Consider the following 22289-nt stretch of genomic DNA (forward strand, 5'->3'; position numbering starts at 1 on the left):
AAATATTAAAGGAGTTTGACGAAATGATACGATGTGTTCGCTTATGGACCGGAGAAGATGGTAACTCTTTATTTGAAGAAGGTATCATCGAATTTAAGGATAGTTCACGAGGCGATAGTGAAAGTTTGCCAATTGCTGTTTCAGAGTTATCGTTTAGAGAAACAACTTCAGGTGGTTCATATGATTGGCATCAAGATCCCGTTCCTCGTTATGTTATTACGTTATCAGGAACATTAGAGTTTGAAACAAAAGATGGCTCAACTTTTATCATTAAACCCGGTGATGTGCTGTTAGCGCAAGATAACAGTGGCACTGGTCATAAATGGCGTCTTATGGATGATGAACCTTGGCGACGAGCTTATGTTGTTTACAAAGAAGATGCAGGATTATGTTTTAAACCTACCAAAACAACTAAGTAATTGGGGTCTGTATGAATAAAACTATTAGTGAACATGTAGATGTCGCGCTCATTGGTGCTGGCATTATGAGTGCAACACTTGGCACACTTCTGAAAGAACTAGAGCCTAATTTAAAAGTCGCAATGTTTGAAAGACTTAATGATTGTGGTCAAGAAAGCTCTAACTCATGGAATAACGCGGGAACAGGACATGCTGCTAACTGTGAGCTAAATTATACGCCACCAAATCCTGACGGCACCGTTAATATCAGTAAAGCGTTAGAAGTGAACACCGAGTTCGATTTATCGCGCCAATTATGGTCTTATTTAGTAACAAAAGGAAAAATTGCCGATCCGCGTGATTTTATTCATGCTTGCCCTCATATGAGTTTTGTTTGGGGTGCAGATAACGTTAAATTCCTTCATCAACGCTATCGCCAAATGTCTGCCAATCACTGTTATGAAAATATGCAATACAGTGAAGACAAACAGCAAATTGAAGATTGGGCGCCATTAATTATGGAAGGGCGTGATCCGAATCAACAGCTTGCTGTCACCCGAGTAGCTACTGGTACTGATGTCGATTATGGCGCATTAACACATCTATTAGTTAAGCAACTTTCTCAACAAGATAATTTTGAGTTGTACTATAAACATGATGTTATTGATATCAAAAGAAATGAGACTGGTGGTTGGAATATCGAAGTTAAAGATCTCACCACCCATGATAAATACCTAATTACAGCTAAATATGTATTTGTTGGTGCCGGTGGACGCGCTATCGATTTACTCCAAAAATCAGGTATTCCTGAAGGTAAAGGCTACGGTGGTTTCCCTGTTAGTGGTATTTGGCTACGTTGTGATGAAGATAAAATCAGCTCTCGCCATCATGCCAAAGTTTATGGAAAAGCAGATGTAGGCTCACCACCGATGTCTGTCCCCCATCTTGATACTCGTATTATTGCGGGTAAACGCTCCCTACTCTTTGGCCCCTATGCTGGATTTTCAAGTAAATTTTTAAAAAACGGCTCCTATTTAGATTTATTTGAGTCAATTCGCCCCAGCAATATTGAACCTATGCTAGATGTCGCGAAAGATAACTGGTCATTAACTGAATATTTAATTGGTCAAGTATTACAAACGTCAGCACATCAATTTGAAATGCTTAAACAGTTCTATCCTCAGGCTCAACATGAGGATTGGCAAGAAGCTGTTGCAGGTCAACGAGTGCAGATTATTAAACCCGCAGCTAAACATCATGGCGTATTAGAGTTTGGTACTGAGCTAATTAGTAGCGCAGATAAATCATTTTCAGTGTTATTGGGGGCATCACCTGGCGCTTCTACAGCAGCATTTATTGCCATCAATATCATTAAATCTTGCTTTAAACAGCAACTTGAAAATGAGGGTTGGGAAGATCGTCTTAAAACGATTATTCCAACTTATGGTATTGATCTCAAAATAGATGCCGATGCTTGTCGTAATATTCGTGCATCAACGGCTAAGATATTAAAATTAGAAACACCTTAGTTATATCTTACCGATAAAAATAAAACAGACCGGAAATTAAAGGTCTGTTTTATTTTTTATTTGCATCGTTATTATTAATTACCCTTTTCCAAGTAAATATACTTAGAAAAATTACATCATTTCTACAATAGTGATACCACCAATAATAGAAAGTAATGAACATAGCGTACTTAATAATACAGTGCCCGTTGCCATATCAGCATAGGCCTTATTTGTAATAGCTAAAGCAGGCACCGCTGTTGCAGTAGGCAATACACCAATTAGAAAGACGGCTTTTAATAATTCAGTTTCTAATCCAAGTGCAAATCCCGTTCCTAAAATTAATGCCCCTTGTACAACATTCTTTATTATCACATTAAAAACAATTTCAGTATTAACTTTGAGTTTGAGCCCTGAAATTAATAGTCCTAAGAAAAATAATGCTACACCACCAGATGTTTTCCCTATTTCATTCACTGAGTTTTGTAAAATCTCTGGTAGCTTAACGCCGAAAATAGCTAGCATAGCCCCCAAAATAGGCAGGAAAACTAATGGCTGAGAGATAGCATTAAGCAATGACTGTAAAATGCTTTTTCCTTGTTTGGCACCACTAATGATCATGATAGTAAAAGGTAAAATAATTACCGTGTAGATCAAATTTCCCACCACCATAGCAATCAAACCAGATGAGCCGACTGTTGCCAGTAATACTGGTGGTCCACAATAAGCCATATCAGGAAATGAAACCGATAATGCCTGCATTGCTGAGTTCTTTTTATCATGTTTAAAAAAGAACTTGCCGCCTAAAAAACCAATAAGATAAGAAACAATTAATCCTACCGCGAGAGCTAATAGGTAGTCGATATTAAAGAAAACCGACGGAGAAGCTTGGGTTGCCGCTAAAAAGAGTGAAAAAGGCAGAGCAATTTTAACGACAAAATCAGCAAAGGCTTGTGAATACTCTCTTTTAATAAATCCATATTTACCGGAAAGCCAGCCAACTAAAAGCCCCAAGATAATGGGCCCCAGCGCTGCTAAAATGGTTTGTAGTAACATATTACCTCTGGTTGCTTAATATAGTGTCCCCACTTTATTCAATGGCTATAACTGATAACAAAATAGTTATCTATTATATGAATAAAGTAAAAATATTCGTATTATTACTTAGTAATAAAAAATAGAACATTTTAATTATCGGATATATTTAAAATCATTCAAATGATAAATAACAATATTACTTCACAATGATCAACAGGATACTTTATTGAGTAAACTAAACAGGGAAGTAAACCAACACGACAATTAGGATTTTAAGTATTTTTACTTAAATTAAACCTAACAATGGTAATAAACAGATAATAAAAGAATAGTTTTTGAATAAGAAATAAAATAGGTAACAATAAATTAAACCATATGGAAATGATTAATCGAGCTTATTTTAATATATATGACAATGCTATATTGCATTTTTCAGCCTAAGGACACTGTTTAGGCACATCATTTAGCTGTTGATGCTGTTGCTCAAAGAGCACTTTTTTCTTATCTGCTTCTTTGATTATTTTTAATATATAGATACTATCAAAATCACCACTTTCCCATTTAGGAATAGCTTTTGGATCACCACCAAATTGCGCCATAATATCCCTTACTACTTTAACTAAATTATCATGCTCCCAAGCAATAAAAATGACTGAATTCTGATATTCTTCACTCAGCAGTTTATTACGTAATGGGTCTATCTCTTTGGCATGGTAATTTAAATGGATTGGCAGTGATGTTTTCACCGCAAGAGGTGTTAAAGTTTGAAGAGAGCGTAATGAATTTCCAAGTTTATTTTGTTTTGGTGCTGCAGCAAATAACGCATCAGGCTGACCAAATTGTGTTATCAATCGATTAGGTAGTGCTAGCGCACGATTTAATCCCTGACAACTTAATTGTCCGCTATCATTATTAGGCTTTTCACCATGACGGATAAATACCAGCGTTTGTTCTGAATAAGCCATAAGATTAAATCCATATAAAATGAGGCTCAAAAAGATAATGATATAGCGCATATAACACTCCTTTTGAGCCGTTTAATTTTCAGCCAAAGACTTTGGTTAGATGTGCTTTATATTCTACAATATCTTTCTCAATATTAGGCTCTTTAATGACGTTGTTGGTCATAAAAGTAGGCAGCTGAGATAAACCAAGAAATTGTTGTGATTTATGAAAAGCAAAATAGACACCATCAACCCCTCGCCCATCAAAGAAATTACCAAATTCATTGAAAGCTTCAATAGGGGCATTCCAAGTCACGGAGATCATATATTGCTTACCTTGCAACAATCCCCCGCTACCATATTGTTTGCTTGGATCATGACGAGTACGTCCATCGTTTTCATATAGTTTGCCGTGACCATAAGTATAGACTTCATCCATATACTTTTTCACTTTCCATGGCATCATCATCCACCAGCCCGGCATCTGATAAATAATAGTATCAGCCCAGATAAATTTCTCTATCTCTTCGTTGATATCATAGCCTTCTTCAATTTGTGTTTCTTTTACCTGATGCCCTAATGTCGCCAAATGTGCCAGAGCGATATCATGTAATGTACGGTTTAATTGTCCTGCAGAATGCCCAAATTTTTGTCCACCGTTAATAAGTAGAATATTCATATTTACTCCTAATTTTCTTACTACTAAATATTTAATATGAGCTATTTTAACAGAAAATAAACGGATGCACTTCAGGGTAAAAAATCACCAAAAAGAGAAACTGCAGTATTAATCACTCTTATCATAACATAAAAAACCAATAATAAGTTAAAAATGCTAAAAAAGCAGCCATTAATCACTGTGTATTTCAATAAAGTGGATTATTGCTTTTATCGCAAAAGTCTATTGTTTATTGTCTACTTTATTGCCTAAATTGAGTTAATTAACGATAACGCTGGTGGATACTAGTGACTTACTCCTAGTTTATTTATAAATCAAAAAGTATGCTCTTACTGATTGTTGTTTAAGATCCTTGTCAGCATAAAACATCTCAATATTGTATGAAATTGCGACTCATAATGAATCGCTTTTTGATTTAATCGCTGTTCAACACTGCTAATCACAATCACCATACAGATGCTTTTTATGAACAACATGGCTACTTTTCACTCTGAGCATAAAACAACCTCAAATGTTAAATCCTAAAACATTGCTAACATAACTTATGAGATTATTTATCAACGATAAAGATTTTTATCAGCTGATCTTGCTTTTTATGGGCGTTATTTTCAAACTATCAGACTTTATAAGCGATCGTACTTAACGCGATTTCAAATAAACAAGCGTCAAAGTCTGTAGAAAAAAAAAGCAGCAAAAACAGAATAAACCTGATTGTTAAGTGGCAGAAATTTTCGCTACTTGCACCCGATAACAAAGAAATAATAATAAGCGGAAAAACAGATAAGTGAGTGAAAATGATATGCTGACAATTTTCTAGTGTATGTATTATTTCCTCTTTGTTAATACCCTAACAATAGTCGTTTTAGTCACAATTAAAAATAGAGAGTAATAATAAGACATCCCCTTTTTTGGTATATATGACGATTTTTTATTAAGAAAAAAGCAGATCTCGATCACTATTTTAACTTTAGCTATATTTACTAGCCATTCAATATTTACAGCATTCTTATCTAATCACTTGTTTAAATATTAATTATCACACTGATTTGTAATACAAATAATTTACCTATTATACTAGTAATATCATAATGTAACATAAAAAAGAACTTCATCACTGATAGTAAAGTGTCAACTAAACAATTTGTATAATATTATCTTTTTTTTATGATATTTGAATAACTAATATATCTAACATTAATCATATTCTTATTTATTGGAACAAAGCAATATAAAATAAATTAGCGTTTATTTTTTATCATCTTTATTTTCCACAAAAAAATAAATAAAAAATCTTAAAATAAAAAAACTTTTAAAATTAAAAATAAAAAGAATTAATCTCTATATAAATTTAAAAATAAAATATTATTATTTATTAATTATAATGAAAGATAAAATATAAAAAATAATTAATATCAATAATGAATATATTAAATGGTAACGTACTTTGGTTTATAAAACTGATTTTTATAACACAGACAAAAAACATTAGAAAAATTTATGATTAATGAGTGTCGAATGAGCCGGATACCAATAAAAAAAGCCAAATTAGACTTTAATGTATCGAACAAGTTACCAGTATAAGTAATAAAAAACTCTATTTTTACTATCAAAAATCATCTTGATAACAATAACAATAAATTAATTACATTGATAAAAGTCAAAAAACAAGACAAATAATAACTAGTTAGTAACAAAAATAGATTTTTTTTATATTTGTCACACAATTGATTTTATTCTATTACATCTTTCTAAATTTTTCCTACAATAGCCCACAACCTAACCTGACAATAGTTTAAGTAACGAATGCTTATATTATTTCTTTAGGTAACTATCTTTTTTTCTTTATGATTTATCGTTTCAGCAAAATAGAAAACCATCAAACTAAGTGCCCTACACAAAACATAAATGACGAATGAATAGGTTTGCCGGTGCAGTGATAAACGATAAAAAATTGCAAACTTAAGGATAAAAATAATTATGTCAGACTATCTATCATTTTTACTGGGAATTGTTCCTTTAGCCGTTCTGATTTTTATGATTTTAAAAATGAAATCGGCCGTTCATCACGCTGTCCTCGTTTCGCTAATTATCACTGTGGCTCTCGCTATTTTTCATTGGAATAACACCCTACAATTTGCCTCTGTATCTGTACTTTATGGTGCGGTAAAGGGGTTATGGCCGATTATCATCGTTATTCTGGCGGCTATTTACAGCTATAACCTAATGCTAAAAACAGGAGGAATGGAGGTATTAAAAGACGTATTAGCGGGGATCAGCGATGATAAACGCGTACAAGTTTTACTTATCTCTTGGTGTTTTGGCGGTTTTTTAGAAGCAGTTGCAGGTTATGGTACAGCAGTTGCTATTCCTATCGGTATTTTAATCGCACTAGGTTTTGATCCCTTTAAAGCAGCTGTCGCTTCACTAGTCGCAAATACGGTACCTACCGCATTTGGTGCCGTTGGTATTCCAGTGTCTATTTTGGCACAAAATACCGGCCTTGATGTATTGGTGTTAAGTAAAACCATTATTATCCAACTTGGTTTATTCAATATTCTATTACCTTTTGTCATTGTTGCTATTGCTGGTGGTGGTATTAAAGCCATTAAAGGTGTCGGCTTTATTACTTTAATGTGTGGGATCAGCACCTTAATCCCTCAATATATTGTCGCAGCTAATTTAGGTGCAGAATTACCAGCCTTTGCAGGAAGTCTAGTCAGTCTGATTGTGGTTATTTTCTTGGCTAAACGCATGAAAACAGGCCATGATAAAAGTAAACAGCCAACAAAACACTCAGCTAAAGAGCTATTAGTCGCTAGCTCTATCTATCTGTTTACTTTTATTTTTATCTTAGCCTGCTCTCCGCTATTCCCTACAATCCAAACCGCAGTAGGAACTATTGCAACTAAAATTCCTTTTGTATTAAGTGATACTCAAACTGAATATCAAACTATTGCTTGGTTAAGTACGCCTGGGGTATTGATTATTTTAGCGAGTTTTGTTGGTGGCACTATTCAAGGTGCAAGCCTTTCAACACTCTTTTCTGTATTAGTAAAAACCACAATTCAATTAAAGAACTCTATTATTGCCATTATGGCTATTGTTGCGATGGCAACGGTAATGGATTTCAGTGGCATGATTGGTAGCATTGCGGAAACATTAGTTAACTTTACTGGCGCTGGATTTATCTTTATTGCCCCTGTCATTGGTGCACTAGGAACGTTTGTAACCGGAAGCGATACAAACTCTAACGTACTATTTGGCAAGCTTCAAACCAGTGCAGCGGCAAAACTCCATGTTGATCCCTTTATTCTCGCAGCGGCTAATACCTCTGGGGCGACTGGCGGTAAGATGATTTCACCACAAAGTATCGCGATCGCCGTTTCGGCGACCAAAATGGATGGGCAAAGCAGTGCCATTATGCGAGAAACATTAAAATATTGTATTGCCTATATCATCATTCTAGGTGCCAAAATCGGCATTATTTATCACCTAATGAATTAACTATACAAGATAAGTGATGGCTTATCTTGGCTATCACCTATCGCTTTGACATAACGAAAATAAAGAAAAATAACCAATAAGAATTTTATCTTAAATAAAAATGACAACATCTGAGCGATGTTTTGGAGTTCGGTGAATGAAAGTTAATTTTTATGCAACCTGTCTTGGTGATGTGCTAAAAGCAGATTCGGCACGAGATACCGTATTATTGCTCGAAAAATTAGGTTGCGAAGTATTATTTCAAGAGCGCCAGGGTTGCTGTGGTCAGCCAGCACTTAATAGCGGTTATGTTAATGATGCAAAACCCGCAATGAAATCGTTAATTGAGACATTAGAAGTTAATGATTATCCGATTATTTCCCCTGCAGGCTCTTGCACTTATGCGATTAAAGGCTATCCCAGCTATCTTGCCGATGAGCCTCAATGGGCGCTGCGAGCCCAAGGTGTGGCCGATCGTTTAATTGATCTTACCAGCTTTATCGTCAACACCTTAGGTGTGGTTGATGTTGGCGCCCGCCTTGCGGGTAAAGCGGTTTATCATCCCTCTTGTAGTTTAACGCGAAAGTTAGGGGTTGTTAGTGAACCTTTAACCTTATTAAAACATGTTGAAGGACTCGAAATGTTACCTTTCGCCAATTCAGAAACTTGTTGTGGTTTTGGCGGCACCTTCTCAGTAAAAATGTCAGAAATTTCCGGTGAAATGGTCACTGAAAAAGTAAAACATATCATGGAAGTCAGCCCTGATTACGTCATTGGTGCAGACACCAGTTGTTTAATTAATATTCAAGGCCGTTTAAGTCGTGAAAAGCGTCCTGTCAAAGTGCTACATATTGCACAAGTTTTAATGAGTCAATAAGGGGGCTGCAATGTCTATTAAAACCAGTAATATCGATTTTAGACCACGCTTAGCGCATGAAATGAATGATACCATTATGCGTAACGCCGTTGTTATGGCACAAGAGCGCATTGGAGCCAATCGCCAAATAATGGTAAAAGAGTTAGGTGATTGGGAAGCGTGGCGTGATCGCGCAGAACAAATCCGTAACCATGTTCTTGAAAACTTAGACGCTTATCTTTATCAATTATCAGAAAAAGTGACTGAAAACGGCGGTCATGTCTATTTTGCCAAAACGGCAGAAGATGCGACACGCTATATTTGTAACGTTGCCAAACAGAAAAATGCCAAGAAAATCGTTAAATCAAAATCGATGGTAACCGAAGAAATCGGTATGAACAAAGCCTTACAAAATGAAGGTATTGAGATTATCGAAACCGACCTTGGTGAATATATTCTGCAACTGGATAACGATCCCCCTTCTCATATTGTTGTACCGGCGATCCATAAAGATCGCTACCAAATACGTAAAGTGCTAAATGAAAAATTAGGTTATCAAGGTAGTGAAACCCCTGAAGATATGACCCTTTTTATCAGGCAACGTATTCGACAAGATTTTCTTTCTGCTGATATTGGAGTCACAGGTTGTAACTTTGCGGTTGCAGAAACGGGCTCAGTCTGTTTAGTAACTAACGAAGGTAATGCACGAATGACGACCACATTACCTAAAACCCATATTGCCGTTATGGGAATGGAACGTGTTGCGCCTACTTTTGAAGAAGTCGATCCGCTGATCACGATGTTATGTCGTAGTGCGGTTGGCTCACGCCTAACCAGTTATAACACTTGGGTAACTGGACCTCGTGAAGCGGGTAATGTTGATGGCCCTGAAGAGTTTCATTTAGTGATTGTCGATAATGGTCGCTCTGAAATTTTAGGCTCACAATTTAAAGATATTCTACGCTGTATCCGTTGTGGAGCCTGTCTAAACACCTGTCCTGCTTATCGTAATATCGGTGGTCATGCTTATGGCTCTATTTATCCCGGCCCTATCGGTGCAGTTATTTCGCCACTCTTAGGAGGCTATAAAGATTTTCATGACTTACCTTATGCCTGCTCATTATGCAATGCATGTAATGTGGTCTGTCCAGTCAAAATCCCTTTAGCACAATTGATCCTTAAACATCGTCGAGTCATGGCTGAAAGTGGTTTAACACCAAAAGCTGAGCGTCGTGTAACCGGTATGTTTAATTACATTAATGCGCACCCCACGCTTTGGAAAGTTGGCATGAATGTAGGGGCTAAGATGGCGGGCTTGATGATCAAAAATGGCTCAACTCCAATCAAGATAAGTGTACTCAATGATTGGATGGCATCACGTGATCTCCCAAAACCCGATGGTTATAGTTTCCGTAGTTGGTTTAAGCGCCACAAAGCAGAAGGAAAAAAATAATATGTTAAACGAACAAAATCGTGCTGAGTTTCTGCAAACTATTGCTCAAAAATTAGGACGTGAGGTGACGCATACGCCAAAACCACAAGATCCCCCTATTAATAATTTAGCTAAAACACGCTTAACAAATTTAACCCAAGATGAATTATGCAAAGAATTTACTGATTTTGCACAAACCCAGCAAGTAAGATGCGTTATCACTAAACCAGAACAAGTGATAAATAGCTTAATAGCGCTTTGTGAAAGCTATGATTGTCAAGGTTCAGTGATAATAAGTGGTGATGAGCGCTTAAATGCACTTGGTGTAACACAAGCTATTAGTGAAAAATATGAAACTTATATTTGGGATCCTAAACTCGGTCATGAAAATATTATTCATGCTGAGCGCTCTCAAATAGGGATTGTCTTTGCGGAAGCGGGATTAACAGAATCTGGCGGGATTGTGCTGTTTTCTTCTCCGGAAAAAGGGCGTTCTGTCAGCCTGTTACCTGAAACCTCGATTGTTATTTTACGCAAAAGTGACATTTTACCGCGAGTGGCTCAACTTGCAGAGCGTTTACACAAAATGGCACAAGATGGGATCAGAATGCCTTCATGTATCAATTTAATTGGTGGTGCAAGCTCAACGGCTGATATTGAATTAATCAAAGTATGGGGAGTTCATGGTCCAGTTCATGCCGCTTATCTTATTATTGAAGATTGTTAGTTTAAACGAAACAATATAAAAACGATAACCAAATAACTTAACGTCATGGTCAACGGATTGACCCAAATACAAAACACCTTTTATACAGGTGTTTTGTATTTATGGCTTAATTAGTGAGTAATAATTTAGCTCGCCATTGATTTAATTTTATTTCACAAGCCAGCAGTACTTCATCAGCACCATTGCCCCCCATCATTAAAGCAGATTGACGTTGGCATTCACTACTTCTAAAAAGAATAAACTGCTCTTGTGAACTGACTAATGCATCAATAGCACTTTTAGCCGCGATAGAGTCACTATCTTCAAGGTCGCCTTTGCTTTTATTATAGATAACATTCAACTGCTCTTCAGATAATCTTAGTTCATCTAATAGACAAGCTTTAATGGTTGTTTGGCTTGCATCTGTTGACAACTCATAACATTTGGTCAGGGGATCGTGATTTACTTGAGCAAAGGAGGAAAAAGAGAGCAAACTCATTGTGAGTAAACTGTAAGAAATTAAAAGCGTACCTATCTTCACGTTGGCTCCCAATAATAAGTTTTTTACTAAATTTGACTGTCAAATATAAGGTATTAAAGAATTAACACCACATCTATTAGTGCGAAAACACAAATTTAGGATATGTCGCATTAAGTGTAGAAAATAAATCTTAATAAGAAGTAAAACTATAATTAATAAGTCTTTAAATCTATCTATTTTATTAGTATTTTTTATAAAAAAAGATGTTTTAATAATAATCTTAGTAAGCGTTATATTTATCTATTGAGAGGATAATATAAAAAAATCAGGTTTAGTGTTTTTTCTCGATTTAAGTCAATTTTTTTTGATCCTCCGAAGTTCTATTTTTAGCAATAGAAGCAAAAAAATAGACTTTTTTTACTTGATGTCAATAGCAAAACAAAGCGTTTTGCAGTAATCTCATCGCTGATTTTTTGCTACTTTCTCCCTTTAAAACCTCTGGTGGTATGACAAATATGTTGTATAAATTTACCCCCATTATTCTGCTGATAATTTCCAATATCTTTATGACTTTTGCTTGGTATGGCCATTTAAAATATGGTAACAAGCCGTTAATTATAGTGATCTTACTCAGTTGGTTAATCGCTTTTGTTGAATACTGTTTTGCAGTTCCTGCAAACCGTATCGGCCACAACTATTACAGCGCAGCCGAATTAAAAACCATTCAAGAAGTCATCACACTAACCATTTTTGCTGTTTTTTCGGTGACTTATTTAGGTGAAAGTTTCACACTTAACCACTTTATCGGTTTTATTTTAATTGGTGCGGGTGCGCTATTTATTTTTAAGGGGCCATTTTAAAGAATAAAAAATAGTTGCTGATAAAATAAATGAAAATTTTCAAAACCTCATTTCGAAATGAGGTTTTTTGTTTTGTAGAGCCCCGCATCAGTCGAACAAAAAACAATCAAAATAATTGATTGCTATTATTAAGTACTAACCAGTAATTCACGGCAAGATTAAGTTATATCATTCAATAAATTACCACATCCCATATTATGCACTGCATTAGTAAAAATTTGACTACAAAAAGCAAATATTGCTCTTGAAAAAATATTTTCATTCAGCGCATAATAGCTAGCTAAGAGAGGCATTGTTTCTCTTTCTTTCTTTGTTGCTTCTCTTAAGTGAAAACGATTTTCAAAAACTTCTTATATTACTTTAAGGTCAGATAAAACGGTATCTGGTATGAGCAAACATTCTAACGATTTTATTTATATGCAGGATAATCCCTGTATGCATTGTGGTGCATGTTGCGCCTATTTTAGAGTCTCTTTCTATTGGGCTGAAATGAAAAGTGGTGGTGGTGTTGTTCCTGACGAATTTACCGAACCCTTAACCCCTTTTCTATCATGTATGAAAGGAACTAATGAGAAACAACCACGCTGTGAAAAATTGATTGGTGAAGTTGGTGAATGCGTGAGTTGTGCAATTTATGAACAGAGACCATCCCCTTGCCGTGAGTTTGAACAATCTTGGGCTAATGGCGTAAAAAATGAAGCTTGCGATCGGGCAAGAGCCGCTTTTGGGCTTCCTCCTCTTCCTAATATTTCTCTACCGCATTCTGCGTAGAACATCAGAGGGGCTAGCCCCTCCTGAGTCTCTTTGATCACAATTTTGCACTTCTTTGCATAAAATAAAGAATTTTCACTAAAAATAGCATTATAAAATAATAGGTTAGTTTGACTTTATTTATAAATCATCTAGTATAGAGAGTAATCAATTAATAACGTGTATTTAGTGAGGTTTTTTATTTAAAAATAGCAATAAATTAGGAGGTCACTATGATCAGTAGCTCATTTTTCATTCTTTTCCTTTCCTTTATTTGTTCCGTTGCCGTTGTCAGTATGTTACTCGGTGGCTTAGAGGACTAATTATGAATATTTCTGATGAAAATATTCTCCCCCAGAAATAGACGCCCATACCAAAATAATTATTTTTAGTATGGGCGTCTATTAATATTATATTAATTAACTTTCTTTTTATTTTGTTATTACTCGTTATTAGTAAATATTTTTATATTCTATTTAAATCTAGTTTTAATAACTGTAATGACCGGTTATTTTCCACGAAAATAAAACATCTTCAGCGACTTGTCCAAAACCAATATTATGCATCACTAAATAGCGCTGATTATCACTGCTTTTCTTGTCTATGACGAGACCAATATGAGGACGCCCATTATCTAAGCGCCAGCTAACAATATCACCAGGCAAGTAGTCTGACGCCTCTTTGCTAATAGGTTTCACCTTTCCCTTACGCGAGAAAAAAACTTCCAAATTGGGTACTCTGCGGTGATCAATATTAGTATCAGGTCGACTAAGTCCCCAGATACGCTTACTAGGGTAAAGTGCAAAATTGGCTTTGATATCTTCATGTAACAATTTTTGTAAATCAATGCCAATTCCTCGGTAACTACGAATAATCACATCACTACACACCCCATAATGAGCAGGCACATCACCATTAGGATAATTAATTTTACGGTAGGCTGGATCATAAATAACGGCTCTAGGTAGATCCGTTGCATAAGCCACCAGCTGTTTATTTTGTGTCGGTGTTATCGCTTGGGAAACAGAAATGGGTAAGATAATCAGAGAGAGAAAGCCAAATATGAATATTTTCAAAGAATTATTTCCATGTTGTATCAATCGATGATAATTAAAATCATCTTTATTTAATGACTTTATCATTTGCTAAATAGTGGGGTAAAAATATGAGAAGGATCTTAATTAGCCATCACGCATCAAATAAAAAAAACCGAGTTACTCTTAAAAGCAACTCGGTTGATATCAAAGAATGAAAGTGTTTAACGCAATTAGTTAAGCACAATATGGCTTTTGCGTCGTAAACTGGCAAATAACATATATACAGCTGTCGCTAATAACACGACAAAGAAAAAGTTCATAATGCCGTTACTTGCTTGTGACATAAACATACCTGCGCCTAATGGCCCCATTGCTGAACCCACGCTGTAACTTAATAACATCACCTGAGTAATTGCCACAATATAGCTCGCATTAACATGATCACAAGCTAATGTGATAGCAATAGGATAAAGTGCAAAAGATGACATTCCTAATAAAGCTAATGCAATAATTAACACCACATAGTCATTAGACAGATAAGTCATGCCCATCGCAAATACCCCAACTAAGCACATCATGGCTAATAATAGGGTTTTACTCATCATCACCGACAATTTGCTAATAATAGGCTGAACAACCATACCACCTAAAATAATTGCTGCCATCAACACCCCAATTTGGTCGGTGTTAAATTGTCCTTGATTTAAAGCCAATGGCATCATGCCATAAATACTCCCCATCACAACGCCAGAAACCATACAGCCTACTAAAGAAGCTTTATTCAGCCGGCTAATCTGTTTAAGTGACAAACTTTTATGCTCGTGGCATTGGGGTTGTCCTTGTTTAAAAAACAAAGGAGGTAACACTGCAATTAATAGCAATGCCAATACCGCGATAAAAGGAATTGCCCCTTGCGTACCAATGGCACCAATAGCAAGCTGACCTAATGTTGTGCCACCATAAAGTGATGTCATATAAAAGCCCAAGCGTTTAGCTCGCTCTTTAGGATTATCACCAATTAATAACCATGATTCGACTACAACAAAGATACCCGCAACCGCCATACCACCGAAAAAGCGAGATACTAGCCATACCGATAAATAAGGTAACAGTGGCAAAATACTCACGGTGAATGCTAACAACAATAAAAACAGCACAAAAGAGAGCCTATGCCCTATTTTTGCAATAATAGGTTCGATCATCACTGAACCTATAAGTAATCCAATAAAGTAAATGCTTGCTAACCAGCTAGCATAAAAAGTATCAATACCAAAACTATCCATAGATAGTGGAATTAAACTCATTAAATAGCCTGATGCGATAGCAAATACCGTTAAACCCGCGACAGGTACTAATGTACTGTCACCTTTGCGTACCAAAGTAGTGTTCTGTTTCACTACCCTCGTCTCCACAATCAAAACGGTTAATCATGCGCTGTTTTCTCGAAGCCAGACATTGGCACTCCTTTCATCTAGAAAAGATGAAAGCAATAGTGATGAAAACAGTGGGTGGCGTCCCTAAGTTAGGGGTGCGTGAATATAGCTCGTTACTAAAAATAAATAAAATTATAAAATCTAATGCTAGCGAGTAATTTTATTTATCCTATCCGTTATTATCGTCCTTTCACGGTAAAAAAGTAGTCCTTGGCGCAAATTATTTTTTAAAATTGAGAATAATCTATAACCTTTGTGATAACAGCGCACAGAGCAGAATAGCGGCTATTTTATTAAATAAAACAGCCGTTAATAACAACGCTTATTCTGTACTTTGTTCTAAAGCGGTTTTGATTGCATCAGGGATTGAACTGCCATGTCCTTTACCCGTAAAGAGGTAAAATTGGCATGTTTTGCCGGCATCAGTAAGATAATCACAGAGTTGTCGAGGAGTAAGCCAGCTACTACGCGTTTGATAGCGCAAGCGTTGCTCTTCGCTCATTTGAGAAAAATCAGGGGTTTCTTCTAATTCACCTAATGTAATGGTCACCGCAACATTATTGGGGATCTGTTGCCATTTATCTTGAGTGATCCACTCACCTTTTCCCCACCAAAGAGATGGGCTAGCAGCAATATAGCGTTGAAAAGCGTCTGGATGATTAAATAATACATATAGCGTAAACACGCCACCAAAGGAGTGTCCAAATAGTGATTGCTCAGTAATAGTGATGTTTTCTTGCGCCGCCTGTGCTAGTACATAGGGTTTTAATTGGCTTACCATAAACTGATAAAACTGTTCAACATTACCGCCTTTGGCAAAGGCTTCGCCATGTACTCTTGGGGTATAGTCGTGAGTTCTTTCCGCTATAAAATAGGCCTTTTCACCTACATAGCCTAGGCTTGCAATAACAGGCAATGGCTTTTTCGCTTGCGCTAGTGCTTCATTCACAATAAGTGGAAATTGTGCATTTCCATCAACACTATACAGCACTGTTGTCTTAGGCGTATTTTTGGGGATCGCAAGAAAAAAGCGATACTGCTTTCCTTGATGCTCAACCTCTTTTTCCATAATGTGATAATAGGTTGATACTTGTGGTGTGAGTTGAGGAACTTGTTGATTAGGTCTTGCTTGCACAATAGAAGATAACATTATCATTCCACATAACATTAGTATTCTCATCAATCAGATACTCTGTAAGTTATTATCAAATGATGGCAGTAAGCCCCATAATAAATGAGGCTTACCTTTACTGGGATAGATTAAAAACTATATTTGATATTTGCCCAATAACGACGGCCTTCATCAACGACCCAGTTCCCCCCTTTATCGTTGACCGCAGGACCCGTTTCATCGGTAATATTCAATACGGCTAAATTTAGCATGGTATTTTTATTAAAGTTATAGGTCATTCCTAAATCAAAGGTTGTATAACCACTACGATAACGAGCGCCAGTATAACCATTTCGTTGAGCCGCCCAAATTTGCTTACCAGTATAGGCAGTATTGGCATAGAAACTGGTAGCTTCATCGTATTGCCAATCAACACGCGCATTGGCGCTATGTTTTGGTGTCATATCCAATGGATAACCTTTTAATGATTCACCAGAGCCTAATTTTTCGTCATCACTTTTACGCTTAGAGTTGATATAAGTGTAATTAGCACTTACTCGCCAATTATCAGCGACAGGGAATGCAACCGCGGTTTCAATCCCTTTAATATTAGCTTTACCCACATTATCATATTGGTACAGTTTTAATCCGGTAATAGGATCGATTTCACCGGTATCGTAGTTGGTAAGCTTATCTTTAAATTCTGTATTAAAGAAGGTCACATTGGCGGTAAAACCATCACCATTGTCATAACCAACACCAATTTCTTGGCTAACCGAAGTTTCAGGTTTTAAGTCACGATTACCATACATAATCGCTCGCCCTTTTTCCGTTGATGTACCATATTGAGGGCTAATTTCTCGTAAACTCGGGGCTTTAAAGGCCTTAGCAATCCCTCCTTTTATGGTAAATTCGTCGGTTAAATGGTAAACCGCGTATGCTCTTGGGTTCCAGTGCTTACCATAGTATTCATGATCATCAAGACGTATTCCCCCAGTTAGGGCTAAATTATCTGTGACACTAAATTCATCTTCTAAAAATAACGCTTTTTGATCAGCGGTGATCGTAGATTGTTTGACCTCTTTACCACCGACTGAAGATTCGTCTTTTAAACGTGCATATTGGTATTGACCACCAAAAGTCATCACATTATCAGGAAGGAATGCGGTAAATTTAGCATCGAAAACAGTATTAGTGATTTCAGGGCGGCGATCTTCATAATATTTGTAGCTATTTCCTGTCGCTTTATCTACACCTTCCGTCTTTTGAACACGCTTGGTTTGCTCTTGATAAACACTTAACTCAGAGTGCAAAATATCAAACTGATTTTTATAAGTTAATGCCCAATGGTTACGGTCATTATTCGTTTCTAGCATTTTGTTTTTATCAAGACGTCCACCACGATTGGTAAATTCGCTCATCGATTTACCCGGTGTTGTCGTGCGTTGTAGCGAATTGCGTCCAGCTTCTAATAAAATGGTTTGGTTATCTGTAGGAGTAAAAGCTAATTTGGCCGTAATATTTTTATTATCGTTACGCCCTTGCCCATACGTAATTTTATCTTCTGCACGTAAGTAGCTACTACCATAAAGTTGTAAACCTAATTTATCTTCAATTAATGGGCCGGAAAGATAAAAATCACCATTGATAGAATCTCCCGCGTCACGGTTATGTTGCAATGTTCCCCCCATGGAAACTGCACCATGCCACTCTTTAGTAACAGGCTTAGTAATAATATTAATCACACCGCCCATCGCATCTGAGCCATAAAGTGATGACATTGGCCCACGTATTACCTCGATCCGTTCAATGGCATCCGCAGGAGGAATAAATCCACCTTCATATCCACCACTTCCATTAGGGCGTGATTCACGACTATTTTGACGTCTGCCATCAACCAAAATCAGTGTGTATTCTCCGGGTAAGCCACGAATAGTAATTTCTTGTTTATTTGCATTACCATTCACACTGACGCCTTCAACCCCTTTTACGGCATCAGCAAGATCGTGTATCGGTTTTTTCTCTAATTGTTCTTTGTTGATTACCGTAATGCTAGCGGGTGCATCTGTTTGTTGCTGTGCAAACCCTGAGGCTGATACAACTAATCGTTCTACTTTATCTTCTTGTGCATGTAGTGAATAAGAAGTCATTAAAATACAGGCTGTTAAAGCACTTATTTTAAATTTCATAACAAATCCCTGAAGTCAAATAATGGTTATAGTAATGAGAATGATTAATATTATCTTAATCAATTGACTGTGAGAATAATTTTCTTTTGCAATTTAGTGATATTTTTTAATCTGCATCAAAGCAATTTAGAGCAACAAAGATAAGAAGATTTGAATAGGCATTGAAGTGACAAAAAAAGCAGAGCTATTGGCTCTGCTTTTTTTTGTAATACATTGATAAATAAAATTAATTACTAATTACCAAAATACAGCATAAAGCACACAGAGGATGATCATAATGATATAAGAAGCAATATTGAACCCACTTTGGGTTTTAAATGTTGCATCAGTTAATACAATCGCCCCTACGCTATCATCACTTTTCGTTGAGGTTAAGCTGACCAAACCAATAACAACCGCGGTGAAAATAAAGGTATACATCATTTGGTCAAGGAATGGCATTCCTAGTGGCATTAATTTTAGGAATAAAGCAAAAGGAATAGAGAGTACAACCCCTATAATTGCCCCTTTGGCATTAGTTTTCTTCCAAAATAGTCCTAACAAGAATACAGCTAAGATACCAGGACTCACTAAACCTGTGTACTCTTGGATATATTGGAATGCCTGATCAATGCCCCCTAACAGTGGCGCAATAAAGCAAGCAATAATCAATGCAATCACCGCACTAATACGTCCCACATTAACTAAGCGGGTTTCTGAGGATTTTGGCCCAATATATTCTTTATAAATATCCATCGTGAAAATAGTCGCGATAGAGTTAAGCATGGAAGCTAAAGAAGAAACGATAGCTGCTGCCAGTGCTGCAAACACAACCCCTTTAGCCCCAATAGGTAAGAATTGTGTTAACCAAGGATAGGCTTTATCCGCTTGTGCTAAGGTTGGGATATGCTCCTGTGCCATTGTTCCTAATCCTGCCATCAGCGTAGGATCGGTTGTGATAACAAAAGCTGCGATCCCCGGCACAACAACTAAAATAGGCACAATCAGTTTTAAGAAAGCGGCAAACACTAAACCTTTTTGCGCTTCATTAATAGATTTAGCAGCTAAAGCACGCTGAATAATGTATTGGTTAAAGCCCCAGTAATAGAGGTTAGCAACCCATAGCCCACCGATTAGCACAGCAATTCCTGGCAAATTCATAAATTGTGGGTTTTCTTTTGCTAAGATCATTTTAAAGTGATCTGGCGCGGCGGCTGTCATCTTACTTAAGCCTTCCATTATTCCGCCATCACCACCGATATAGCTAACAGCAAGTACGGTGGTGAAAAGTCCACCGAGGATCAGGAAGAAAACTTGTACAACATCCGTCCATGCAACCGCTGAAAGTCCACCGTAAAGCGAGTAGATAACCGCAAATAGTGCCAGACCAATAATGGCATACATCATCGGCACACCAAGAATGGTTTCTAACGCCAATGATCCTAAATACAATACAGATGTTAAGTTAACGAAAATAAAGAGTGCTAACCAGAATACGGCGAGGATCGTCTTTAAATTACGACTTTTAAAACGATTCTCAACAAATTCAGGAATGGTATAAATGCCTTTTTCAATAAAAATAGGTAAAAAGTATTTAGCAACAATGATTAACGTCAATGCTGCCATCCATTCATAAGATGCAATAGCAAGACCTATCGAAAATCCTGAGCCAGACATACCAATGAATTGCTCAGCTGAGATATTAGCAGCAATAAGAGAAGAACCAATCGCCCACCAAGGCAGTGTTTTACCCGCGAGGAAGTAATCCTTTGTTCCTTTTTTAGCTCCATCTTTTGAACGAGAAACCCATAATCCAAGGCTAATAATAATGATGACATAGAGGGCAAAGATTGCATAATCTATTGTGCTTAATCCAACACCTTCTGTATGCATAATATTTTCCTTTCAGACCCATAGAGAGAAGAGAATATTAATGTAAACGTTTCCACTTGCTTTTTCCGTTACTCCGTTCACAATTTTATCGCCTATGTTAAAAATCGGATCGATAAAGCACATAACAAACGATTACCTTAACTAATAAATCAACAAAATTCGCTGATTTCACTTTATGCTCTTTTAATTGAGAAAAAAGTCATCGCTAAAAATAAACAAAATAGAGAGAGTTTGATAACGATTACAAGAAATAACCAGGTAATAATAAGAATATTTTTAAGCGATAAAACAGATAAAAAAGGCGCTTAAACAAACTGTTATAAACTTCTGAGCCTTTTATCAGAAGTTTGTAACATGTTTAAAGTATAATGGATGATTAAGAAAGATGGCTTAAATTATAAACGGAGTTGCGCTGAACCAGAGTGGGTGAGTAAATACGCTGCTTTTGGGTTAGGACTTCCCCTTGAGAAAGCTTTAACGCTAATGTTGCTGCTTGCTCTGCCATCATATGTATCGGATAACGTACCGTGGTTAGTCGAGGATGAATATAACGAGCGATAAGTACATCATCAAAGCCAATCACTGAAATTTTTTCAGGAACAGGGATCTCATTTTCATCAAGCACCGATAATGCCCCAGCAGCCATAAAGTCGTTATAGGTGACCACTGCTGTAAAATCTATCGACTTGGTTAATAGACGCATCATCGCTTGCTCTCCCCCTTCGCCTTCTGGCTCGCCATATTCAACATAGCTTTCAGGCAAACTAATATTATAAGCCGCTAAAGCAGCTTTATATCCCGCAAGCCTTTGGCTGGTATCTTCAATATGGTGAGTGGATGAGATATAGGCGATTTGAGTATGGCCTTGGCGAATAAGGTGTTCGGTAGCAATCCATGCCCCTTTATAGTTATCTAAGGCGACACAACGTTCCGCAATTTCTGGGATAAAACGGTTAATTAATACCATGCTATTAACTTCATTGGCATAAGCTAACAACTCTTCATCAGAAAGTGCCTTAGAGTGGATCACTAAACCATCACAACGGCTGTTGATCAAGAGTTCAATAGATTGGCGTTCATCTTGCGCATCATGGTAACCATTACACACCAGAATATGTTTTCCCGCTTTTCTGGCGATATTATCGACCGCTTTGACCAAGGTCCCAAAAAAGGGATCGGATACGTCATGCACCAAAACACCTAATGTTTGGGTACTTTGACTGACCAGCGCTCGCGCAGCAGCATTGGGGCGATAACCTAATTTTTGCATTGCCGAATTGACAATCTCTATCGATGCTCGGCTCGCTTTTGGTGAGTTATTAATGACCCGAGATACCGTAGCAACAGAAACACCCGCTTCTTTTGCCACATCCTTGATAGTTGCCATATCCACCTCATAAATAACTCTTATTCTGCATTAAAAACCTTGTGTCATTAATCGATGGCTAAGAAAAAGAGTAAGTTATAAAACAAGTGGCATGATTATCAGTGAAGATAAGAAATTTAAAAAGT

The 22289-nt window shown here is 36.7% G+C and carries 18 protein-coding genes; 8 read left to right on the forward strand and 10 right to left on the reverse strand.

The window, feature by feature from the left end; all coding sequences use genetic code 11:
* Positions 1-23: 23 nt before the first annotated feature.
* Both HMPREF0693_RS05125 and mqo read left to right on the forward strand, forming a co-directional pair.
* Positions 24-419 (forward strand): cupin domain-containing protein, encoded by a 396-nt coding sequence (locus HMPREF0693_RS05125; RefSeq protein ID WP_004243954.1) that lies wholly within the window; start codon positions 24-26, stop codon positions 417-419.
* Between the two features lie 11 nt (positions 420-430).
* Positions 431-1927, forward strand: a complete 1497-nt coding sequence (mqo, locus tag HMPREF0693_RS05130) for a malate dehydrogenase (quinone) (protein ID WP_004243955.1) — start codon at positions 431-433, stop codon at positions 1925-1927.
* A 111-nt stretch (positions 1928-2038) separates the two neighbouring features.
* Here the strand turns inward: mqo and HMPREF0693_RS05135 are convergent, their stop codons facing one another.
* The 3 genes from HMPREF0693_RS05135 to HMPREF0693_RS05145 form a co-directional block, all read right to left on the reverse strand.
* Complete coding sequence (locus HMPREF0693_RS05135; RefSeq protein ID WP_004243956.1) at positions 2039-2962, reverse strand: AEC family transporter; 924 nt, start codon at positions 2960-2962, stop codon at positions 2039-2041.
* Between the two features lie 419 nt (positions 2963-3381).
* Positions 3382-3960 (reverse strand): histidine phosphatase family protein, encoded by a 579-nt coding sequence (locus HMPREF0693_RS05140; RefSeq protein WP_004243957.1) that lies wholly within the window; start codon positions 3958-3960, stop codon positions 3382-3384.
* A gap of 28 nt (positions 3961-3988) precedes the next feature.
* On the reverse strand, positions 3989-4567 hold the full coding sequence (locus HMPREF0693_RS05145; protein ID WP_004243958.1) for an NAD(P)H-dependent oxidoreductase: 579 nt from the start codon (positions 4565-4567) through the stop codon (positions 3989-3991).
* A 1977-nt stretch (positions 4568-6544) separates the two neighbouring features.
* Here HMPREF0693_RS05145 and HMPREF0693_RS05150 point away from each other — a divergent pair.
* The 4 genes from HMPREF0693_RS05150 to HMPREF0693_RS05165 all read left to right on the forward strand — a co-directional run bounded on the left by HMPREF0693_RS05150 (position 6545) and on the right by HMPREF0693_RS05165 (position 11065).
* A complete protein-coding gene (locus HMPREF0693_RS05150; protein ID WP_004243961.1) occupies positions 6545-8071 on the forward strand; it encodes an L-lactate permease in 1527 nt (508 codons plus the stop codon).
* Positions 8072-8207: 136 nt separating this feature from the next.
* A complete protein-coding gene (locus tag HMPREF0693_RS05155) occupies positions 8208-8927 on the forward strand; it encodes a (Fe-S)-binding protein (RefSeq protein WP_004243963.1) in 720 nt (239 codons plus the stop codon).
* A gap of 10 nt (positions 8928-8937) precedes the next feature.
* A complete protein-coding gene (locus HMPREF0693_RS05160) occupies positions 8938-10359 on the forward strand; it encodes a LutB/LldF family L-lactate oxidation iron-sulfur protein (RefSeq protein WP_004243964.1) in 1422 nt (473 codons plus the stop codon).
* A gap of 1 nt (position 10360) precedes the next feature.
* The gene (locus HMPREF0693_RS05165) at positions 10361-11065 is read left to right on the forward strand and encodes a LutC/YkgG family protein (protein ID WP_004250409.1); all 705 of its coding nucleotides are present in this window, start codon (positions 10361-10363) and stop codon (positions 11063-11065) included.
* Between the two features lie 106 nt (positions 11066-11171).
* On the opposite strand, the gene umoC is transcribed toward HMPREF0693_RS05165, so the two are convergent.
* Positions 11172-11585, reverse strand: a complete 414-nt coding sequence (gene umoC, locus HMPREF0693_RS05170; protein ID WP_004243968.1) for a flagellar biogenesis regulator UmoC — start codon at positions 11583-11585, stop codon at positions 11172-11174.
* A gap of 455 nt (positions 11586-12040) precedes the next feature.
* Between umoC and HMPREF0693_RS05175 the strand changes: the two genes are divergently transcribed.
* Both HMPREF0693_RS05175 and HMPREF0693_RS05180 read left to right on the forward strand, forming a co-directional pair.
* On the forward strand, positions 12041-12385 hold the full coding sequence (locus tag HMPREF0693_RS05175; RefSeq protein WP_004248496.1) for a DMT family protein: 345 nt from the start codon (positions 12041-12043) through the stop codon (positions 12383-12385).
* Between the two features lie 387 nt (positions 12386-12772).
* Complete coding sequence (locus HMPREF0693_RS05180) at positions 12773-13156, forward strand: YkgJ family cysteine cluster protein (RefSeq protein ID WP_004243972.1); 384 nt, start codon at positions 12773-12775, stop codon at positions 13154-13156.
* 467 nt (positions 13157-13623) lie between these two features.
* On the opposite strand, the gene HMPREF0693_RS05185 is transcribed toward HMPREF0693_RS05180, so the two are convergent.
* The 6 genes from HMPREF0693_RS05185 to HMPREF0693_RS05210 all read right to left on the reverse strand — a co-directional run bounded on the left by HMPREF0693_RS05185 (position 13624) and on the right by HMPREF0693_RS05210 (position 22164).
* Positions 13624-14277: a DUF1287 domain-containing protein gene (locus HMPREF0693_RS05185; RefSeq protein ID WP_004243973.1), complete on the reverse strand. Its 654-nt coding sequence runs from the start codon at positions 14275-14277 to the stop codon at positions 13624-13626.
* Positions 14278-14402: 125 nt separating this feature from the next.
* Positions 14403-15569 carry an MFS transporter gene (locus HMPREF0693_RS05190; RefSeq protein ID WP_004248501.1) on the reverse strand — a complete coding sequence of 389 codons (1167 nt, stop codon included), beginning with the start codon at positions 15567-15569 and terminating at the stop codon, positions 14403-14405.
* Positions 15570-15927: 358 nt separating this feature from the next.
* Positions 15928-16755, reverse strand: a complete 828-nt coding sequence (locus HMPREF0693_RS05195) for an alpha/beta hydrolase (protein ID WP_223307199.1) — start codon at positions 16753-16755, stop codon at positions 15928-15930.
* A gap of 110 nt (positions 16756-16865) precedes the next feature.
* Positions 16866-18905, reverse strand: a complete 2040-nt coding sequence (locus HMPREF0693_RS05200; RefSeq protein WP_004243977.1) for an IreA family TonB-dependent siderophore receptor — start codon at positions 18903-18905, stop codon at positions 16866-16868.
* Positions 18906-19142: 237 nt separating this feature from the next.
* Positions 19143-20777, reverse strand: coding sequence for a sodium/sugar symporter (locus HMPREF0693_RS05205; RefSeq protein WP_004243978.1), 1635 nt, complete (start codon positions 20775-20777; stop codon positions 19143-19145).
* Between the two features lie 376 nt (positions 20778-21153).
* Positions 21154-22164 (reverse strand): substrate-binding domain-containing protein, encoded by a 1011-nt coding sequence (locus HMPREF0693_RS05210; RefSeq protein ID WP_004243980.1) that lies wholly within the window; start codon positions 22162-22164, stop codon positions 21154-21156.
* Positions 22165-22289 lie beyond the last annotated feature (125 nt).

Origin of the sequence: Proteus mirabilis ATCC 29906 (assembly GCF_000160755.1) — a bacterium.
GTDB classification, from domain to species: domain Bacteria; phylum Pseudomonadota; class Gammaproteobacteria; order Enterobacterales; family Enterobacteriaceae; genus Proteus; species Proteus mirabilis.

Coding starts and splice junctions, on each gene's coding strand:
- HMPREF0693_RS05125 (WP_004243954.1), top strand. CDS start 24: ATGATACGATGTGTTCGCTTATGGACCGGAGAAGATGGTAACTCTTTA.
- mqo (WP_004243955.1), top strand. CDS start 431: ATGAATAAAACTATTAGTGAACATGTAGATGTCGCGCTCATTGGTGCT.
- HMPREF0693_RS05135 (WP_004243956.1), bottom strand. CDS start 2,962: ATGTTACTACAAACCATTTTAGCAGCGCTGGGGCCCATTATCTTGGGG.
- HMPREF0693_RS05140 (WP_004243957.1), bottom strand. CDS start 3,960: ATGCGCTATATCATTATCTTTTTGAGCCTCATTTTATATGGATTTAAT.
- HMPREF0693_RS05145 (WP_004243958.1), bottom strand. CDS start 4,567: ATGAATATTCTACTTATTAACGGTGGACAAAAATTTGGGCATTCTGCA.
- HMPREF0693_RS05150 (WP_004243961.1), top strand. CDS start 6,545: ATGTCAGACTATCTATCATTTTTACTGGGAATTGTTCCTTTAGCCGTT.
- HMPREF0693_RS05155 (WP_004243963.1), top strand. CDS start 8,208: ATGAAAGTTAATTTTTATGCAACCTGTCTTGGTGATGTGCTAAAAGCA.
- HMPREF0693_RS05160 (WP_004243964.1), top strand. CDS start 8,938: ATGTCTATTAAAACCAGTAATATCGATTTTAGACCACGCTTAGCGCAT.
- HMPREF0693_RS05165 (WP_004250409.1), top strand. CDS start 10,361: ATGTTAAACGAACAAAATCGTGCTGAGTTTCTGCAAACTATTGCTCAA.
- HMPREF0693_RS05175 (WP_004248496.1), top strand. CDS start 12,041: ATGTTGTATAAATTTACCCCCATTATTCTGCTGATAATTTCCAATATC.
- HMPREF0693_RS05180 (WP_004243972.1), top strand. CDS start 12,773: ATGAGCAAACATTCTAACGATTTTATTTATATGCAGGATAATCCCTGT.
- HMPREF0693_RS05185 (WP_004243973.1), bottom strand. CDS start 14,277: ATGATAAAGTCATTAAATAAAGATGATTTTAATTATCATCGATTGATA.
- HMPREF0693_RS05195 (WP_223307199.1), bottom strand. CDS start 16,755: ATGTTATCTTCTATTGTGCAAGCAAGACCTAATCAACAAGTTCCTCAA.
- HMPREF0693_RS05200 (WP_004243977.1), bottom strand. CDS start 18,905: ATGAAATTTAAAATAAGTGCTTTAACAGCCTGTATTTTAATGACTTCT.
- HMPREF0693_RS05205 (WP_004243978.1), bottom strand. CDS start 20,777: ATGCATACAGAAGGTGTTGGATTAAGCACAATAGATTATGCAATCTTT.
- HMPREF0693_RS05210 (WP_004243980.1), bottom strand. CDS start 22,164: ATGGCAACTATCAAGGATGTGGCAAAAGAAGCGGGTGTTTCTGTTGCT.